14 protein-coding genes are annotated in these 14,414 nt (G+C 38.5%); 7 read left to right on the forward strand and 7 right to left on the reverse strand.

The window, feature by feature from the left end; translation table 11 throughout:
• Positions 1-8 precede the first annotated feature (8 nt).
• Positions 9-1,211: an MFS transporter gene (locus ATS72_RS18335; protein WP_058429824.1), complete on the forward strand. Its 1,203-nt coding sequence runs from the start codon at positions 9-11 to the stop codon at positions 1,209-1,211.
• Between the two features lie 3 nt (positions 1,212-1,214).
• On the opposite strand, the gene ATS72_RS18340 is transcribed toward ATS72_RS18335, so the two are convergent.
• Complete coding sequence (locus ATS72_RS18340) at positions 1,215-2,108, reverse strand: LysR family transcriptional regulator (RefSeq protein ID WP_197709264.1); 894 nt, start codon at positions 2,106-2,108, stop codon at positions 1,215-1,217.
• A 112-nt stretch (positions 2,109-2,220) separates the two neighbouring features.
• Here ATS72_RS18340 and ATS72_RS18345 point away from each other — a divergent pair, with 112 nt between their 5' ends.
• The 3 genes from ATS72_RS18345 to ATS72_RS18355 are packed head-to-tail and all read left to right on the forward strand — an operon-like array spanning position 2,221 to position 4,798.
• Positions 2,221-2,937 (forward strand): CoA transferase subunit A, encoded by a 717-nt coding sequence (locus tag ATS72_RS18345; RefSeq protein ID WP_058429822.1) that lies wholly within the window; start codon positions 2,221-2,223, stop codon positions 2,935-2,937.
• Between the two features lie 2 nt (positions 2,938-2,939).
• On the forward strand, positions 2,940-3,611 hold the full coding sequence (locus ATS72_RS18350; RefSeq protein WP_058429821.1) for a 3-oxoacid CoA-transferase subunit B: 672 nt from the start codon (positions 2,940-2,942) through the stop codon (positions 3,609-3,611).
• A complete protein-coding gene (locus ATS72_RS18355) occupies positions 3,608-4,798 on the forward strand; it encodes an acetyl-CoA C-acetyltransferase (protein ID WP_058429820.1) in 1,191 nt (396 codons plus the stop codon). The genes ATS72_RS18350 and ATS72_RS18355 overlap by 4 nt, the downstream gene beginning before the upstream one ends.
• A 99-nt stretch (positions 4,799-4,897) precedes the next feature.
• Here ATS72_RS18355 and ATS72_RS18360 read toward each other — a convergent pair whose 3' ends face one another.
• The gene (locus tag ATS72_RS18360) at positions 4,898-5,614 is read right to left on the reverse strand and encodes a GntR family transcriptional regulator (RefSeq protein ID WP_058429819.1); all 717 of its coding nucleotides are present in this window, start codon (positions 5,612-5,614) and stop codon (positions 4,898-4,900) included.
• A 214-nt stretch (positions 5,615-5,828) separates the two neighbouring features.
• Here ATS72_RS18360 and ATS72_RS18365 point away from each other — a divergent pair, with 214 nt between their 5' ends.
• Both ATS72_RS18365 and ATS72_RS18370 read left to right on the forward strand, forming a co-directional pair.
• Entirely contained in the window at positions 5,829-6,920 is a 1,092-nt protein-coding gene (locus ATS72_RS18365) for an aromatic ring-hydroxylating dioxygenase subunit alpha (RefSeq protein WP_058429818.1), read from the forward strand.
• A gap of 14 nt (positions 6,921-6,934) precedes the next feature.
• The gene (locus tag ATS72_RS18370) at positions 6,935-7,891 is read left to right on the forward strand and encodes a PDR/VanB family oxidoreductase (RefSeq protein ID WP_058429817.1); all 957 of its coding nucleotides are present in this window, start codon (positions 6,935-6,937) and stop codon (positions 7,889-7,891) included.
• Positions 7,892-7,960: 69 nt separating this feature from the next.
• Here ATS72_RS18370 and ATS72_RS18375 read toward each other — a convergent pair whose 3' ends face one another.
• The 3 genes from ATS72_RS18375 to ATS72_RS18385 form a co-directional block, all read right to left on the reverse strand.
• Positions 7,961-9,256 (reverse strand): MFS transporter, encoded by a 1,296-nt coding sequence (locus ATS72_RS18375; protein ID WP_235591601.1) that lies wholly within the window; start codon positions 9,254-9,256, stop codon positions 7,961-7,963.
• A gap of 299 nt (positions 9,257-9,555) precedes the next feature.
• Positions 9,556-10,608 (reverse strand): aromatic ring-hydroxylating dioxygenase subunit alpha, encoded by a 1,053-nt coding sequence (locus ATS72_RS18380; protein ID WP_058429815.1) that lies wholly within the window; start codon positions 10,606-10,608, stop codon positions 9,556-9,558.
• A gap of 36 nt (positions 10,609-10,644) precedes the next feature.
• Positions 10,645-11,592: a PDR/VanB family oxidoreductase gene (locus tag ATS72_RS18385; protein WP_058429814.1), complete on the reverse strand. Its 948-nt coding sequence runs from the start codon at positions 11,590-11,592 to the stop codon at positions 10,645-10,647.
• Between the two features lie 203 nt (positions 11,593-11,795).
• Here ATS72_RS18385 and ATS72_RS18390 point away from each other — a divergent pair, with 203 nt between their 5' ends.
• Positions 11,796-12,287 (forward strand): MarR family winged helix-turn-helix transcriptional regulator, encoded by a 492-nt coding sequence (locus ATS72_RS18390; RefSeq protein WP_058429813.1) that lies wholly within the window; start codon positions 11,796-11,798, stop codon positions 12,285-12,287.
• A 420-nt stretch (positions 12,288-12,707) separates the two neighbouring features.
• Here ATS72_RS18390 and ATS72_RS18395 read toward each other — a convergent pair whose 3' ends face one another.
• Positions 12,708-13,661 carry an MBL fold metallo-hydrolase gene (locus ATS72_RS18395; RefSeq protein ID WP_058429812.1) on the reverse strand — a complete coding sequence of 318 codons (954 nt, stop codon included), beginning with the start codon at positions 13,659-13,661 and terminating at the stop codon, positions 12,708-12,710.
• A 263-nt stretch (positions 13,662-13,924) separates the two neighbouring features.
• Positions 13,925-14,278: a DoxX family protein gene (locus tag ATS72_RS18400; RefSeq protein ID WP_058429811.1), complete on the reverse strand. Its 354-nt coding sequence runs from the start codon at positions 14,276-14,278 to the stop codon at positions 13,925-13,927.
• Between the last annotated feature and the right edge of the window lie 136 nt (positions 14,279-14,414).

The raw sequence follows: 14,414 nt of genomic DNA on the forward strand, positions 1-14,414 counted from the left end.
TAGCTTCAATGAATAGTCTTTCTAATCCGGTTGCTTCAACCAAACATGGTATTATTTTAATTTTAGCGGCGATTATGCCCGTAATGGCAGTGATCTCTCTCGTTCCCGTGCTCCCTATGCTATTAGAAGAGTTTAAACTTGTGGATGGGTATGAGGTATTGGTGCCTATTGCAATGACGATTCCAGCACTTTGCGTAGCACTTTTCTCACCTTTGGCGGGCGCTATATCAGATAAAATGGGACGAAAACCACTATTAATTATTGCGCTTATCATATACAGCGTAATAGGTATCTTGCCTTATTTTTTAAAAAACTTATCACTTATCATTACTTCAAGAGTATTTTTAGGAATAACTGAAGCAATTATTATGACTATTGCTACTGCATTAATTGCTGACTACTTTCAAGGAAAAGAAAGGCAAAAATGGATTTCAATACAGGTTGCTTCGGTAAGCTTAAGTGCCATTTTTTTAATTGCGCTAGGCGGCATGTTAGGTGAGTTATTAGGCTCAAGAGGACCATTTGTTTTATATTTACTTGCTTTGCCAGTTGCTCTACTTGTGGCATTAAATTTGTTTGAACCTAAAGTAAAAGCAAACATTTCCGAGCAAGCAGGGCATTTTCCAGTAAAAAAAGTAGTGCCTTTATTATTTATAACTTTGTTTGTTGGTATCATTTTTTATTCAATGATTGTAAAGCTTGGTGAAGTATTAGCAATTAGCCAGGCTGTAACACCAGCTATGATTGGTGGGATTGGAGCATTAGCAAATATAGGTGTTGCTCTTGGTGCTTTTGGTTACGGTAAAATTAAGCGTAGTTCAGGGCCGCTTCTATTGTGCGTAGGCTTTGGTTTAAGCGCATTTGGGTATTTAGTCACCGCGGGTTCTTCGTCTCTTGTTGTTTCATCGATTGCCATATTTATTGGCTGTTTAGGTTTTGGTTCTTTGTTACCAACTACTCTTACATGGGTATTGAAATTACTCCCTGAAAATGTGCGAGGTAAAGGTACAGGTATGTGGACAGGAATGTTCTTTTTAGGCCAATTTTTAGCGCCCATTGTTGTTACATTACTACAAAAACCACTGGGCTCTTTGAGTACCGTCTTGGTATTAATTGCGGTATGTTGTGCTTTAGCATCTTTAGTTGCAGCACTCAAAGCTAAAGGTGCAAGCGATTTAAAGTGTGACGAGACGGGGCAACTACAACTGTAAAATTTATTTAAGCTCTATTTGCCTGGTAAGTTCTGATGAATAGAGTTTAATGGTTTCAAGCATTGATTTAGCCGCAATTGACAATGAGGTTATAGGTTTTGAAATAACACCGACGCGTCGTGCTATGCTGGGAGAGTTTATGTCTCTGCATACGACGCCTGCTTCCAGTGCTTGCGCTTTACAAAGTGCGGGCACAATCGCCACACCTAAGCTATCCCTCACCATTCTTATAACGGTTGCTAATTGATGCGCATCAAATGCTGGGTTAAGCGTCATGTTATGTTGCGATAAGGTTTCTTCAATTAACTCTCTAACGGAAGAAGGACTTTGCAGAGTGATTAATTCAAACTTTAGCAATTCGTCCCAGCTAATAGTATGAGATTGAGTCAGTGGATGAGAAGGGGGTAACACCACAATAAATTGATCCTTATACAAAGGGTGAAACACTAAGTCGCTATTATGCTTAGGTTCAAATGAGATACCTAGCTCGACTAAGTCGTCACTTACCATGTCAATTACTGTATCAGAGAGTACATCTTCCACAGAAAGCTTTATGTGTGGATACTTAGAATGAAATCGCTTAATTATTTTAGGTAAAACTGAAGCTGCAAAAGACGGCATAGCAGCAATGGAGGTGTGGCCAAGTTCAAGTGAAAACCGCTTTTTCATCTCTCTTTCTGCGGCATCAATTTGGTTTAATATATTTTTAGCAACAGGTAATAATGCCTTGCCCTCTTGTGTCAGCACTAAAGAACGTGTAGTTCGCGATAATAATTTTCCACCTAAGCTTTCTTCTAAATTTCTGATGCTTAAACTAAGTGCCGGCTGTGATAAGTGTAACTTTGTAGCCGCTTCTACAAAGCTTAAGTTAGTTGCAACCTCCGTAAATGCTTTCAACTGTTTTATATTCATTTATAAGTAAAACTAATTAATAAAATAGAATTATAAAATTAACTATCTCTTACTTTATTGTCAAACTAATCCTCTGATTCATTATTTGGAATTAACAATGGCTGGATTTAATAAAGTAGTAACTTCCTACACTCAAGCGCTTAAAGGGCTTGAAAACGGTATGACAGTGTTAGCAGGTGGCTTTGGATTATGTGGTATACCAGAAAATTTAATCAAGGAAATTAGTAATAAAGGTACTAAAGAGCTAACGGTCGTATCAAATAACTGTGGCGTTGATGACTTTGGTTTAGGGTTGCTGCTTGCAAAACGACAAATCAAAAAGATCATTGCGTCTTATGTTGGCGAAAATGCAGAGTTTGAGCGGCAAATGATGTCTGGTGAACTGGATGTTGAATTGACCCCCCAAGGCACATTAGCCGAAAAAATGCGTGCCGGTGGTGCCGGTATTCCTGCCTTTTTCACCGCAACGGGTTATGGAACTCCAGTTGCACAAGGAAAAGAAGAACGTAACTTTAATGGTAAAACTTACATCTTAGAAGAGTCGATTAAAGGTGATTTTGCCATTGTTAAAGCTTGGAAAGCTGATACATATGGTAATTTAGTTTATCGAAAAACAGCACGTAATTTTAATCCTTTAGTTGCAACAGCTGGCACAGTTACGGTTGTTGAAGTTGAAGAAATTGTTGAAGCAGGGCAATTAGATCCCGATGAAATTCATACCCCTGGGATATATGTGGATCGGGTTATTAAAGGTTCATTTGAAAAACGTATAGAACAACGCACAACTCGTGCTAAACAAGTTCAAGGAGTGTAACAATGGCTTTATCCCGAGAGCAATTAGCAATGCGTGTTGCGCAAGAACTACAAGATGGATACTACGTAAACTTAGGTATTGGTATTCCAACGCTTGTTGCTAACTATGTGCCTGAAGGCATTGAAGTGATGCTTCAATCAGAAAACGGATTGTTAGGTATGGGGCAATTTCCAACAGAAGATGAACTTGATGCTGATTTAATCAATGCAGGCAAACAAACGGTGACTATGGCAACCGGCGCCTCAATTTTTGATAGTGCAGAGTCGTTTGCCATGATCCGTGGTGGCCATGTTGATTTAACTGTATTAGGCGCTTTTGAAGTGGATGTGAATGGTAATATTGCGTCTTACATGATCCCCGGGAAGTTAATTAAAGGAATGGGAGGTGCTATGGACTTAGTGGCGGGTGCCGATAACATTATTGTCACTATGACCCATGCATCAAAGCATGGTGAATCAAAGTTATTAGCAAATTGTACACTGCCACTAACTGGTAAGGGCTGTATTAAAAAAGTGCTAACTGATCTCGCTTTTATGGAAATTAAAGACGGTAAATTTCATTTGTTAGAAAGGGCGCCGAATGTCTCGGTAGAAGATATTCAACGGTTAACAGCAGGTGAGCTTGTTATTCCTGAACATGTGCCCGAAATGGACTTGCCCGAGGTGGTAGCATGAAGGCTGTTATTGTTGCTGCAAAAAGAACCGCAATTGGTGGTTTTGGACAAAGTTTATCAAGCCTATCAGCTATTGAAATAGGTAGTCAGTTACTTAAAACCGTTCTTGATGAAACACCGCAAGTAAAGCCACACATTGAGGAGGTGATTTTAGGGCAGGTGCTAACAGCTGGTTGTGGCCAAAATCCAGCAAGGCAGACAGCACTTAATGCCGGACTACCTATTAATGTGTCTGCTTTTACTATTAATCACGTATGTGGCTCAGGACTAAAAGCGGTGCAATTGGCTGCGCAATCAGTTCTTTGCGGTGATGCTAAAATGGTGGTTGCTGGTGGGCAAGAAAGTATGTCTCAGGCGGCGCACGTATTACCCAATAATAGAGTACCTAAAAAATTAGGTGATTTATCACTGGTTGATAGCTTAATAAAAGATGGGCTGTGGGATAGTCGCGAAAATATACATATGGGAATTACAGCTGAAAATATAGCTGAAAAATTTTCGGTCTCACGAGAAGCACAAGATAAATTTGCAGTTCATTCACAGCAAAAAGCAGCACATGCTATTAGTAGTGGTTTATTCAAAGATGAAATTGCCCCTATTTATATTGCAAAACGTGGAGGCGATATCCAGAGTTTTGATGTTGATGAATCAGTAAAAGCTGATACACAAATTATAAACCTTAGTAAGTTGAGATCTGCGTTCAAAAAAGACGGTTCAGTTACCGCTGGAAATAGTTCGACTATTAACGACGGCGCAGCGATGGTGGTGGTTACTTCAGACGAGTATGCAAAAAAGTTAAACTTACCTATTTTAGCTGTGATTGAAGCTACCGCTTGCGAAGGTGTTGAGCCGCTTTACATGGGCACTGGCCCAATAGCGGCCACGCAGGCTGTGTGTAAAAAAGCGGGCTGGCAAGTGCATGATATTGATTTAATTGAGGCTAATGAGGCATTTTCAGCCCAAGCACTGCACGTAAATAATGAATTAGGGCTTGATCCTAAAAAATTAAATGTAAATGGGGGGGCGGTAGCTTTAGGCCACCCCATAGGTGCTTCAGGTTGTCGTATTTTAGTCTCACTGATATATCAAATGCAGCGAGCTAATAAAACAAAAGGGTTAGCAACACTTTGTATTGGTGGTGGTATGGGCATTGCTATGTTGGTCTCGCGTGAACGCACAAAGGCTTAATAAGTTTTAATATTTAAAGGCCTCCTTCATTAGCAAGCTTTAGATCTTATAGAATATGGCTCCCTCAATATTTAAGAGTGAGTAACACTTCTGTGCAGGTTATTTATTTGCGTGCGAAATAACGGTGAGTTTGTTTTTAAGCTCTGTTCGGTGATAGTTTCGATCGTAACCGAGTGTTGCTTGTGCATGCTCACGCATAATTCCTTCAGCACGAGCACCTTGGCGAGAAAGCATTGCATGAAATACGTGGTGATGTTGCTGATGTGCAAATGCAAAGCGTTTAAACTCTTTTTGCATATTATTTTTGTCGATGGCAAGCGCGCTTACCGAGGCAAATGGTAGGTGCTCATTTTTAGATAGTGCAGCCTGGATAGCCAAGTTACCCGACGCTTCAATAATTAGTAGATGAAAACGGCGGTTCATATCATGGTAGGTTGCTAAGTCATCTTCAGTTAGTTCGGCCCCTTCAAATAATAAATCACCACAAGCAAGCAGGGATTGCATTTCATGTTTTTGTTCTTCGTTAAGGCCGTTTTCTGCAGCTTGTCGAGCAGCTAGGCCCTCTAATACTCCTCTTACTTCAATAGCGCCTTCAATTTCAATTGGTGAAACTGAGCGGACTTCGTAGCCACGCCTAGGAAGTTTGGTCAACAAACCTTCTTGTTCAAGTGTTCTAAATGCAATTCTTACAGGCGTTCTTGAAACACCTAGACGTTCAGAAGTAGCAATTTCAACGAGCCTTTCTCCGGTTTTTAGTGCTCCAGTTAAAATCATTTGTCGCAATGTGGTTACTGCATTTTGGCCTGATTTAGTCATAAAAAATTACCTCAATTACTTTTTAAACTGGATCCAATTAGGAATCTACACTGCATATAGTCATTGAAATAGTGTGAATTTACAACTAAAGCGTGACTAAAAGTGCAAAAAAGAAAATTATATGGATCCAATTTGTGCATGTTTGTTTCATTTATCTTGTTTATTAGTTTATATTGGATCCAATGACAACAAAAACACAACAGGAGATCAAGGTATGGCTAAGCAGACCTTTATTAAAAATACATGGTATGTGGCGGCAATGAGTGATGAAATCAATCACAATAAACCACTCGGCCGAAAAGTGTGTGATCAAAGTATTGCTTTTTATCGTCAGGCGGATGGAAAAGTAGCTGCGGTGCTAGATTTTTGTCCACACCGTGGCGCAGCTTTATCTTTAGGATATGTTGAGGACGGCTTGCTTGTATGCGGCTATCATGGTCTAAAAATGGGTGAGGACGGTAAAACAAAAGAAATGCCGCTGCAACGTGTGCAGAGATTTCCGTGTATGAAGTCATTTGCAGTTGAGGAGCGCTTTGGTTTTATCTGGGTTTGGCCTGGTGATAAAGAGGCTGCAAATACAGATCTTATCCCACACTTACCTTGGGCTGAAGATGATACTTGGGCCTATGGGGGGGGGTTGTATCATATAAAATGCGACTATCGTTTAATGATCGATAATCTAATGGACTTAACACATGAAACCTACGTTCATGCTAGTAGTATAGGCCAAAAAGAAATTGATGAGTCTCCGGTGCAAACTGAAGTAGAAGGCGATAAAGTTTTTTGTCGCCGTTATATGGAAAATATTATGGCACCGCCATTTTGGCGAACTGCTCTGGAGGGTAATGGGCTTGCATCGGATACACCAGTAGACCGTTGGCAAATTTGTCGCTTTATGCCGCCATCACATGTAATGATTGATGTGGGTGTAGCACATGCTGGTTATGGTGGTTTTGATGCACCAAAGAATAAAAAAGCGAGCAGTACAGTGGTTGATTTTATTACTCCTGAGACTGAAAATACGATGTGGTACTTTTGGGGGATGGCACGTAACTTTAATGCTCAAGACGTTACATTAACTGATAAAATTAGAGAAGGGCAAGGCAGTATTTTCCAAGAAGATTTAGAGGTATTAGAACGTCAGCAGCAAAATCTGAAGAGTTTTCCGCAATTTGATCTTTTAAAGCTTGATATAGATGCCGGTGGTGTTCAGTCGCGACGTATCATTGAGCGTTTAATCGATAAAGAAATAAATGCGAAAAATATATCTACAGACGAGCTACCACTCCAATCAGTAACATTTTAACAAAGGGAATTAAGATGATTTCAGTTATTGTTAAAAATGTGGTCATTGAGGCAAAGGCGGTTGTGAGGCTCGTACTTGGACGCGCTGACAATGTGAATTTGCCACCATTTGAGGCAGGTGCACATATTGATATAAAGCTACCAAATGGTTTGCTTCGTCAATATTCTCTATGTCGGTTACAGTGCGACCCTCGTTACTACGAAATTGCAGTATTAAAAGATCCTCAATCTCGTGGTGGCTCAGCGGAGGTGCATAACCTAAAAATAGGCGATAAAGTCGAAGTAAGTGAACCTAAAAATCACTTCTCATTGCTGAAGCCAAAGAAAAATACATTACTGATTGCGGGTGGAATAGGGGTTACGCCATTAATAACGATGGCTCAAACATTACATAGTTTGGGAACACCTTTCGCATTTCACTATTGCGCTAAATCTTCTGAAACTGCAGCATTTGTTGAAGCATTAAAATTAGGGCCGTTTAGCGATAAAATAGTGTTTCACTTTAGCCAAGAATTGCAATCGGGTCGTATGGATGTAGAACAGGTGCTAAGTGAGCATATTCATGATACTGACTTGTATATATGTGGGCCTGCTGAGTTTATAACATATGTATTAACTCAAGCTCGTTTGCTAGGTTGGTCTGAGGAGAGATTACATCGAGAGTACTTCGCCGCACCAGTGGTTGCTGAAAATGTTTTAGAAGACACGTCATTCACTGTAAAAATTGCTAGCTCAGGTAAACAGTTTACTGTAGGCGAAGTGCAGTCTATTTCTCAAGTGCTAGAGCTTAATGGGATATTTATACCAGTTGCATGTGAATCAGGAGTTTGTGGCACTTGCCAAACTGGTGTAGTGGAAGGCAATCCGGAACATCGCGATGTTTTTTTAACAGACAAAGAAAAAGCACAAGGCAAGTTGATTATGCCGTGTTGTTCAAGAGCAAAAACAGGGTCTATAACACTCGATTTATAAATACACTTACACGTATAAAACGATTTATAATTACTTTTATACGTGTAACTCGTATCAGCAACGCATAATTTAGGCTTTCCCACGAAATGCCGAGATACAGCTTGCTAGAATTACAAAGCCTAAAGACACGTTAAACGCGAGTGAAATTGTACTCATTAAAGCATGACTATGTTGCGCTGAAAACGTGCTGTCCCCTAAGTAATAATGCACAATTAAATTTACCAAGCTCATTCCAAATAAATTACCAATTGTTCGTGATAAATTCATGGAAGAAGAGGCTACGCCTAACTCATTCTTATCTACAGCGCCCATAATTGCATTATTGTTAGGCGTTGAGAATAAGCCAAAGCCAATACCTAACAATAACAGTGAGCCACTTATGTATGTGATACTTGAGTCCATAGATAACAGTGATAGTAAAAAAAAGCTGACCATAACAATTATACAGCCAAATGTAGCTATTATGCGTGGCTGTATTTTATCTGAAAGTTTACCAGACAATGGTGCCATAATGGCCATAGAAACTGCTTGCAGTAACACGATTTGGCCAGCATGAGAAGGACTTAACCCTTTAATATATTGCAGATATAAGCTTAACAAAAAAGCCAATGAAAAATTACTGGCGTACATTAAAAACGATGTAGACAGCGATAAGCTGAATACTCTGCTTTCTAAAAACATTTGTACTCTGATTAATGGTCGCCTACTTTTACTTTGGTGAATAATAAATAATCCTAAGCTTATTACCGAAAGTAATGTTAAACCCCATCCTGTCATAGTGGGTAAACCACTGAGTCCTAATACTAAACATATTGCAAAGAGTGAGAAAAGCGCAGTACCCCACCAGTCAAACGAAGATTTTTTATCGTTTTTCCACTCTCCATGTAAAAAAAGTTTAATAGCAAGTAGTAGCAGAAGCACAAGCGGAATTTGAGAGTAAAATACAGCTCGCCATCCCCATATTTCGGTGAGCCAACCGCCTATTGCAGGGGCTGCACTTAAGCCTATATACACACACGCTGCAGAGGTGCCTAGTGCCATGCCTCTTTTATTATTTGGCGTAATAGAAGTAATAATTGCAACACCAATACCAAAAATCATGGCACCTGCAGCGCCTTGTACAAAACGCCAAAAAAGCACCCATTCAATTGATGACGCAATAGCACACATCAGTGATGCGAGTGCATTTAGGCCTAAACCAAATGCATATACTCGTTTTCGACCATAGTTATCGGCAATTTTCCCGCAAGGCAGCATAAATATTACGCTACTAAGTAAGTAAAGGGTCGGCATCCAACCAATCATTTTAGCGCTTGCTTGTAAATCCTCTGCAAGATTTGGAATGGCAATGTTGACACCGGCCATGCCAAGAGGTCCGATAATAGATCCGCTGCATACAATTATAAGCGCGATGGTAGTAATAGGAAGTTTAAACAAATATGATCCTTAAACGCATAGATTTATAAAGAATTAAAAGTGGTGTTTGATAGCATGGGTTGCGAGTGCATTTATTATTGCTAATAGCAACAGAGGTAGCAAGCTGGTCTACTAGGTATCGACGTAATTTTAAATCAGCCTATTTCTTGGTTCAACAAGATGAGGTATTACTTTGTAGGCCATTGAAAAAGTAATACCGTATTTTTTAATATAAATAAAACAAGCCTTTAAGCTTCACATAAGCGCTTAATTATTCGCCTAGCGTGATTTGCACCGGTATCAACATGGATATCAATCATAGGTTGCCCTTTAAAGTGCTTCATTGATTTGTGTTGCGCTTCAATAACCACTTTGTCTTCATTGAACGTGTAACGAGTTTGTTCTACTACTTTTTGTTTTACATTTTCAATATCAGTTGTTGGGTTTGTTGATATAGTCCAAAAATAATGACATGTTTCTTCTGTCTCTGGAGTTATGCAATGTAAGCCACGCATATGAAAGCCGCCACGGTTAGGGTTAGTTACCGATTCACTGTTTGCGTCAATACCGCCAGTCCATATCCTTAAATGTGATGGATAGAATTCAATTTCTTGCCAGCGATCTATTTTATCTTTAAATGGATAAGCAGCTGTATATGTTGGTGGCGGGGTTGAATTTGGCATGTAACGTTTTACGGTCACTTTATCACCTATAGCTTCTACATCCATTTGTGCATGCATATGCGTTTTAGCGTCACCACCAATCGTTTTAAGGTGTACGTAACCTAAGTGGCTAAGATCAAGTAAATTGTCATGTATGAGTTGAAATGGTGCTTGGTAGTGATATACATCACCATCGTAAACATATTTTTCGTCAGAATGATAAAGATAGCGAGGTGGGTCTTGATCAGGGGTTGAGCCTTGCTCTGAACCAAACCAAATCCAAATTAAATCATCTTGCTCTTTAAGTGTAAAAGGCGTTACTTTTGCTTTTCTTGGAACTTTTTTTTGCCCTGGTACTTCAAGACATTGGCCTTGGCCATTAAATAATAGACCATGATAACCGCATCTTAATCCTTCTTTTTCAAGTGTTCCCATCGATAAAGGTAGTTGACGATGGCAACAACGATCTTCAAGTGCGCTAGCATGGCCTTGTGCATCTCTAAATAAAACTATAGGGGTGTTTAATAAAGTGCGAGCTAGTGGCTTGTCGGTTAACTCTTTGCTTAGCGCTGCTAAGTACCACATGTTAAGAGGAAAGGGGGTTTTAGTGTCCGAATTAGTTTGTGTATGTGTGGTCATAAGTGTCTCGTGTAAAGTCTAGTGTTAAAATTTTCTCTATAAATCTAGCGTTAGAGAGTCGCTTAACGCTCTTGAACAACAGGGTGTGAACCTATCGTTTTTTGCTTTTTCATCAGCAGTAAAGAATTCATCTCTGTGGTCGGGTATACCGCATGTCACAGAGGTAACGCATGTACCGCAAATTCCCATTTCGCATGATACGTCTAACTCAATACCTGCATCTTCCATTGCTTCTAAAGCGGTTTGCTCTGCAGAAACATCAATTTCTAAGCCTGAACGGCTCAAAATGAGCTTAAACGGAATATCTTCAGAACCTTCTGCTTTAGGTTCAGCTTTAAAATTTTCTTTGTGTAAGTACTCGTCTTTCCAGTTATTTGACTTTGCACTGTCAAAAATATATTCCATATAAGCTGCTGGGCCACAAGTGTATAAATGCGTATTCGTTTTAAATTCACCAATAAGTTCTTTTGCATCTTTTTTTGGCTGGGTTGAAAAGTGAAAAAATACCTTTTCAGAAAATGAACACTCTAGCAATTCTTGATAAAAAGCTGCCTCTACGGGGGATTTAGCATGATAATGAAGCTCAAAATCAACGCCGTTAATATCAAGCTCTCTTGCCATTGAGATTATTGGAGTAATGCCTATACCGCCTGCGAATAATAGTGCTTTATTATGAGTTGAATTGAGTGCAAAGAGGTTGCGAGGATCAGAAATTGATAATGTATCACCGACTTGCACATCAGAGTGAAGTGCAATTGAGCCTCCTCGTGAATTGGCATCTTTTAATACCGCTATTTTATAAAACTCATCGGATTGAGGATGGCTGATAAGTGAGTACTGACGAGTTATTTTATCATTAAGCACCACATCAATGTGGCTACCCGCATCAAATTTAGGTAAAGCTTGCGCATTTATAGGTATTAGCTCAAAACTGACAATATTAGGTGTTTCAACCTTTTTACAGTGTACGTTTACTGAAAACATAAAGTTCCTAATGTTTGTTACTTTATGTTTATAATGTTGAATTGTAGTTGAGGTGTCAACTATAATTTGGATGTAGGGATTAACTCAGTGTTAACGTTATGAATGTAAAACTCTTTGATCGTAATAAGCAATGATCATAAATAGTTTTAATCTCAAGATTTACCTAGTAAAATTTATTTATACCCTGAAAATTGGAAAAACCAATGCCTTCTAAACCCAAAGAACCTAGTGCTAAGCAGCTAGATCTTGAACGATATATACCTGCGCTTGTAAATTTTCTTTCTAATAAACTCTCAAGTGGTGCATCTGTATGCTATCGGAAAAACTTTAATGTAGGCGTTATTGAGTGGCGTGTATTAGCAATGCTCAAGGTGGAATCAAATATTTCTGCAAATCGCATCTGTCAGGTCATTGGTTTAGATAAAGCCGCTGTAAGTCGCGCTTTAAAGCAATTACAAACGTTAGAGCATATTAGTTTTGTAAAGGATGAGCATGATGGTCGCTCTTCGCTAGCAAAGCTAACTCTTCAGGGAGAAAAACTTCATGATGAAATTCTGACTGTCGCTTTAGAACGAGAAAGATTGCTATTACATGAAGTGTCAGAAAAAGAGATTGATACACTTATTGATGTCTTGCTTAAACTAAATAAAAATATTAAGAAAGTTAATGCGTTTGAAATACCTGATACTAAATAATAATTTTACTATTTAGTAAAGTGAGATAGAAACTATACAAGGACTTAGTGTAGTGGAACAGTTAGTTCGGCCACTATATAAAAAACACAGTAGTGGTAGTACATCCAACAATTCAGATGTATATTTAGTAGAAGAATTCTCAAAATGTAGTAGTCAAATCATTTTGGCCATTGTTTTAGAATCTTAGTGTCTAACCTTAAGCTTATTTGTCGCTAAACCAACATTTTCAGAGCTATAAGCTGTCTAGCAAACCATAGGAATTCCAGAGTGTAATCTGACCATAGTCCTGCTGTTGGCAATGTCTCAAACCTCGGCAAAGAGCGAGAAGTAGTCAGTCAAAATTTTTAATGTCTGAAGTCAAGTTTGCACCTCTGCTCCTAAATCAATTAGCACGATAACGCCGGTGAGTGTAAAGCTATATTAGTTTGACTCAAATGACGAAAGTTTCTTTTGAACTTTAATTCGCAATACATCGTCTATGTACTCATTAAATGCTTTATTACCGATTACCACAGGGTTTAATTGATCAGATTTACGATTTTTTAATGTATTAATTTGATTAATTAAATCATGTGAAAACGGGTGGTTTGAGATGCTCGCATCAACATCGTTTTTGTTTGCAATTTTTTGAAAATAATTTAAAGAGCGCAAATAAGTTTGATTTGCTTCTTTAGTATCCGGTAAACCGGTACCTCCCCAAAGTGCAACTGTATGAGGTTTGCCATTATCTGTAACAGGTATTATTAAAGACAACCCACCAGGGGTATGCCCTGGTGTAGCAAGTACCGTTAAATTAGTTTTACCTAAACTTACTTTTTCACCATCGATAACCTGGGTGTAAGTGCTTGGTAACGGTATTTCGGTAGAGAAATTACCGAAAGGATCAGTTAATACAGGTGCATTTGGATTATGGATATAGCTCCACTCATTCTTTCTCATTAAAATTTTAGCGCCATAATGTGACTCAAAGTAGTGAGCGCCACCATAATGGTCGCTGTGTCCGTGAGTAACTATCACGTATTTAATATCTTCAGGATTTAAGCCTAGCTCTTTTAATCCAGGAACAATCACATGTTTGGCGTCATAAGGTGTCCACATTGTATCGATTAGAATAATGCCCTCAGTTGTAGTGATAACAAAAGTGCCTACGCTGACATATCCTACAAAATAAAGGTTATCAAATAGCTGAGTGGGTTCAATAACAGTGGTATTGAACAAATCACTAGAGGTTAGCGAGGAAGGTAATTTATTTAACCTGGTACTTATTTTATCTTCACTCAATTTTGTAATGTTACCGCTATTTGATGTTGTGCAACCGCTTAGTAAGTAAGTTATTACTGTAATCGAGAAAATGCTTAAAAATGTTTTTTTCATGTTTTACACCTCAGTTAATTAGGCATATTAAAAGTTCAAGTAATAAACTTTAGTACGTCATCTATCTAATTATCAAATACAGGGTATGAACTCAAAATTAAAATTTAATAGATAAAACAACCTTTGCCTTTGTTTGTTTAGTAATCCAATTTGTTATCTTAAAGCATTGTCATCTTGTGAAAGAGGATGTGAGTAGCGATAGAAGCGAATATATCGTTATTAATTGGATTGAAAATAGCGCTAGGTTACTTATCAACCAAGGCCTACATATCATTGACTCGGTTCATTATGATATTGATTAAAAAAGCACATAAAATAACGGCAGGTATTGCATTGGCAACACTATCGTAAACTACATGAAAAAATGTTGCACCAGCCATAATAACTAACAAACCACTCGCAGCTAAAATGCTTAGTTTTTTTATCCAAATAGCAATAGCACCGGCCAGTTCACTTGCACCAATAAAATAGCCAAACCAAGCAGGTAACCCCATGAGTGCAAAAGATAAGTGCATTTGCTCAATTCCTGCTAGTTTTGCAGCGCCTGCAGCTATAAACGCAAGTGTTGTTAATCCAAGTGATGTGTACATAAAAATTATTTTTACTTTTGTGCTCATGTTATTCCCAACTTTGATAAGAGTGATTTAAGCCTAAGCTTAGCTTTTGACGTTAGAGTAATTACAGTTCTCATTAATTAATATTGAATGTTTTTTTAGAAGATATAAACTTTAGCTTTACATGTTTGGCGTAAAT

It is taken from the genome of Pseudoalteromonas sp. 13-15 (assembly GCF_001468205.2).
Taxonomy (GTDB): Bacteria; Pseudomonadota; Gammaproteobacteria; order Enterobacterales; family Alteromonadaceae; genus Pseudoalteromonas; species Pseudoalteromonas marina.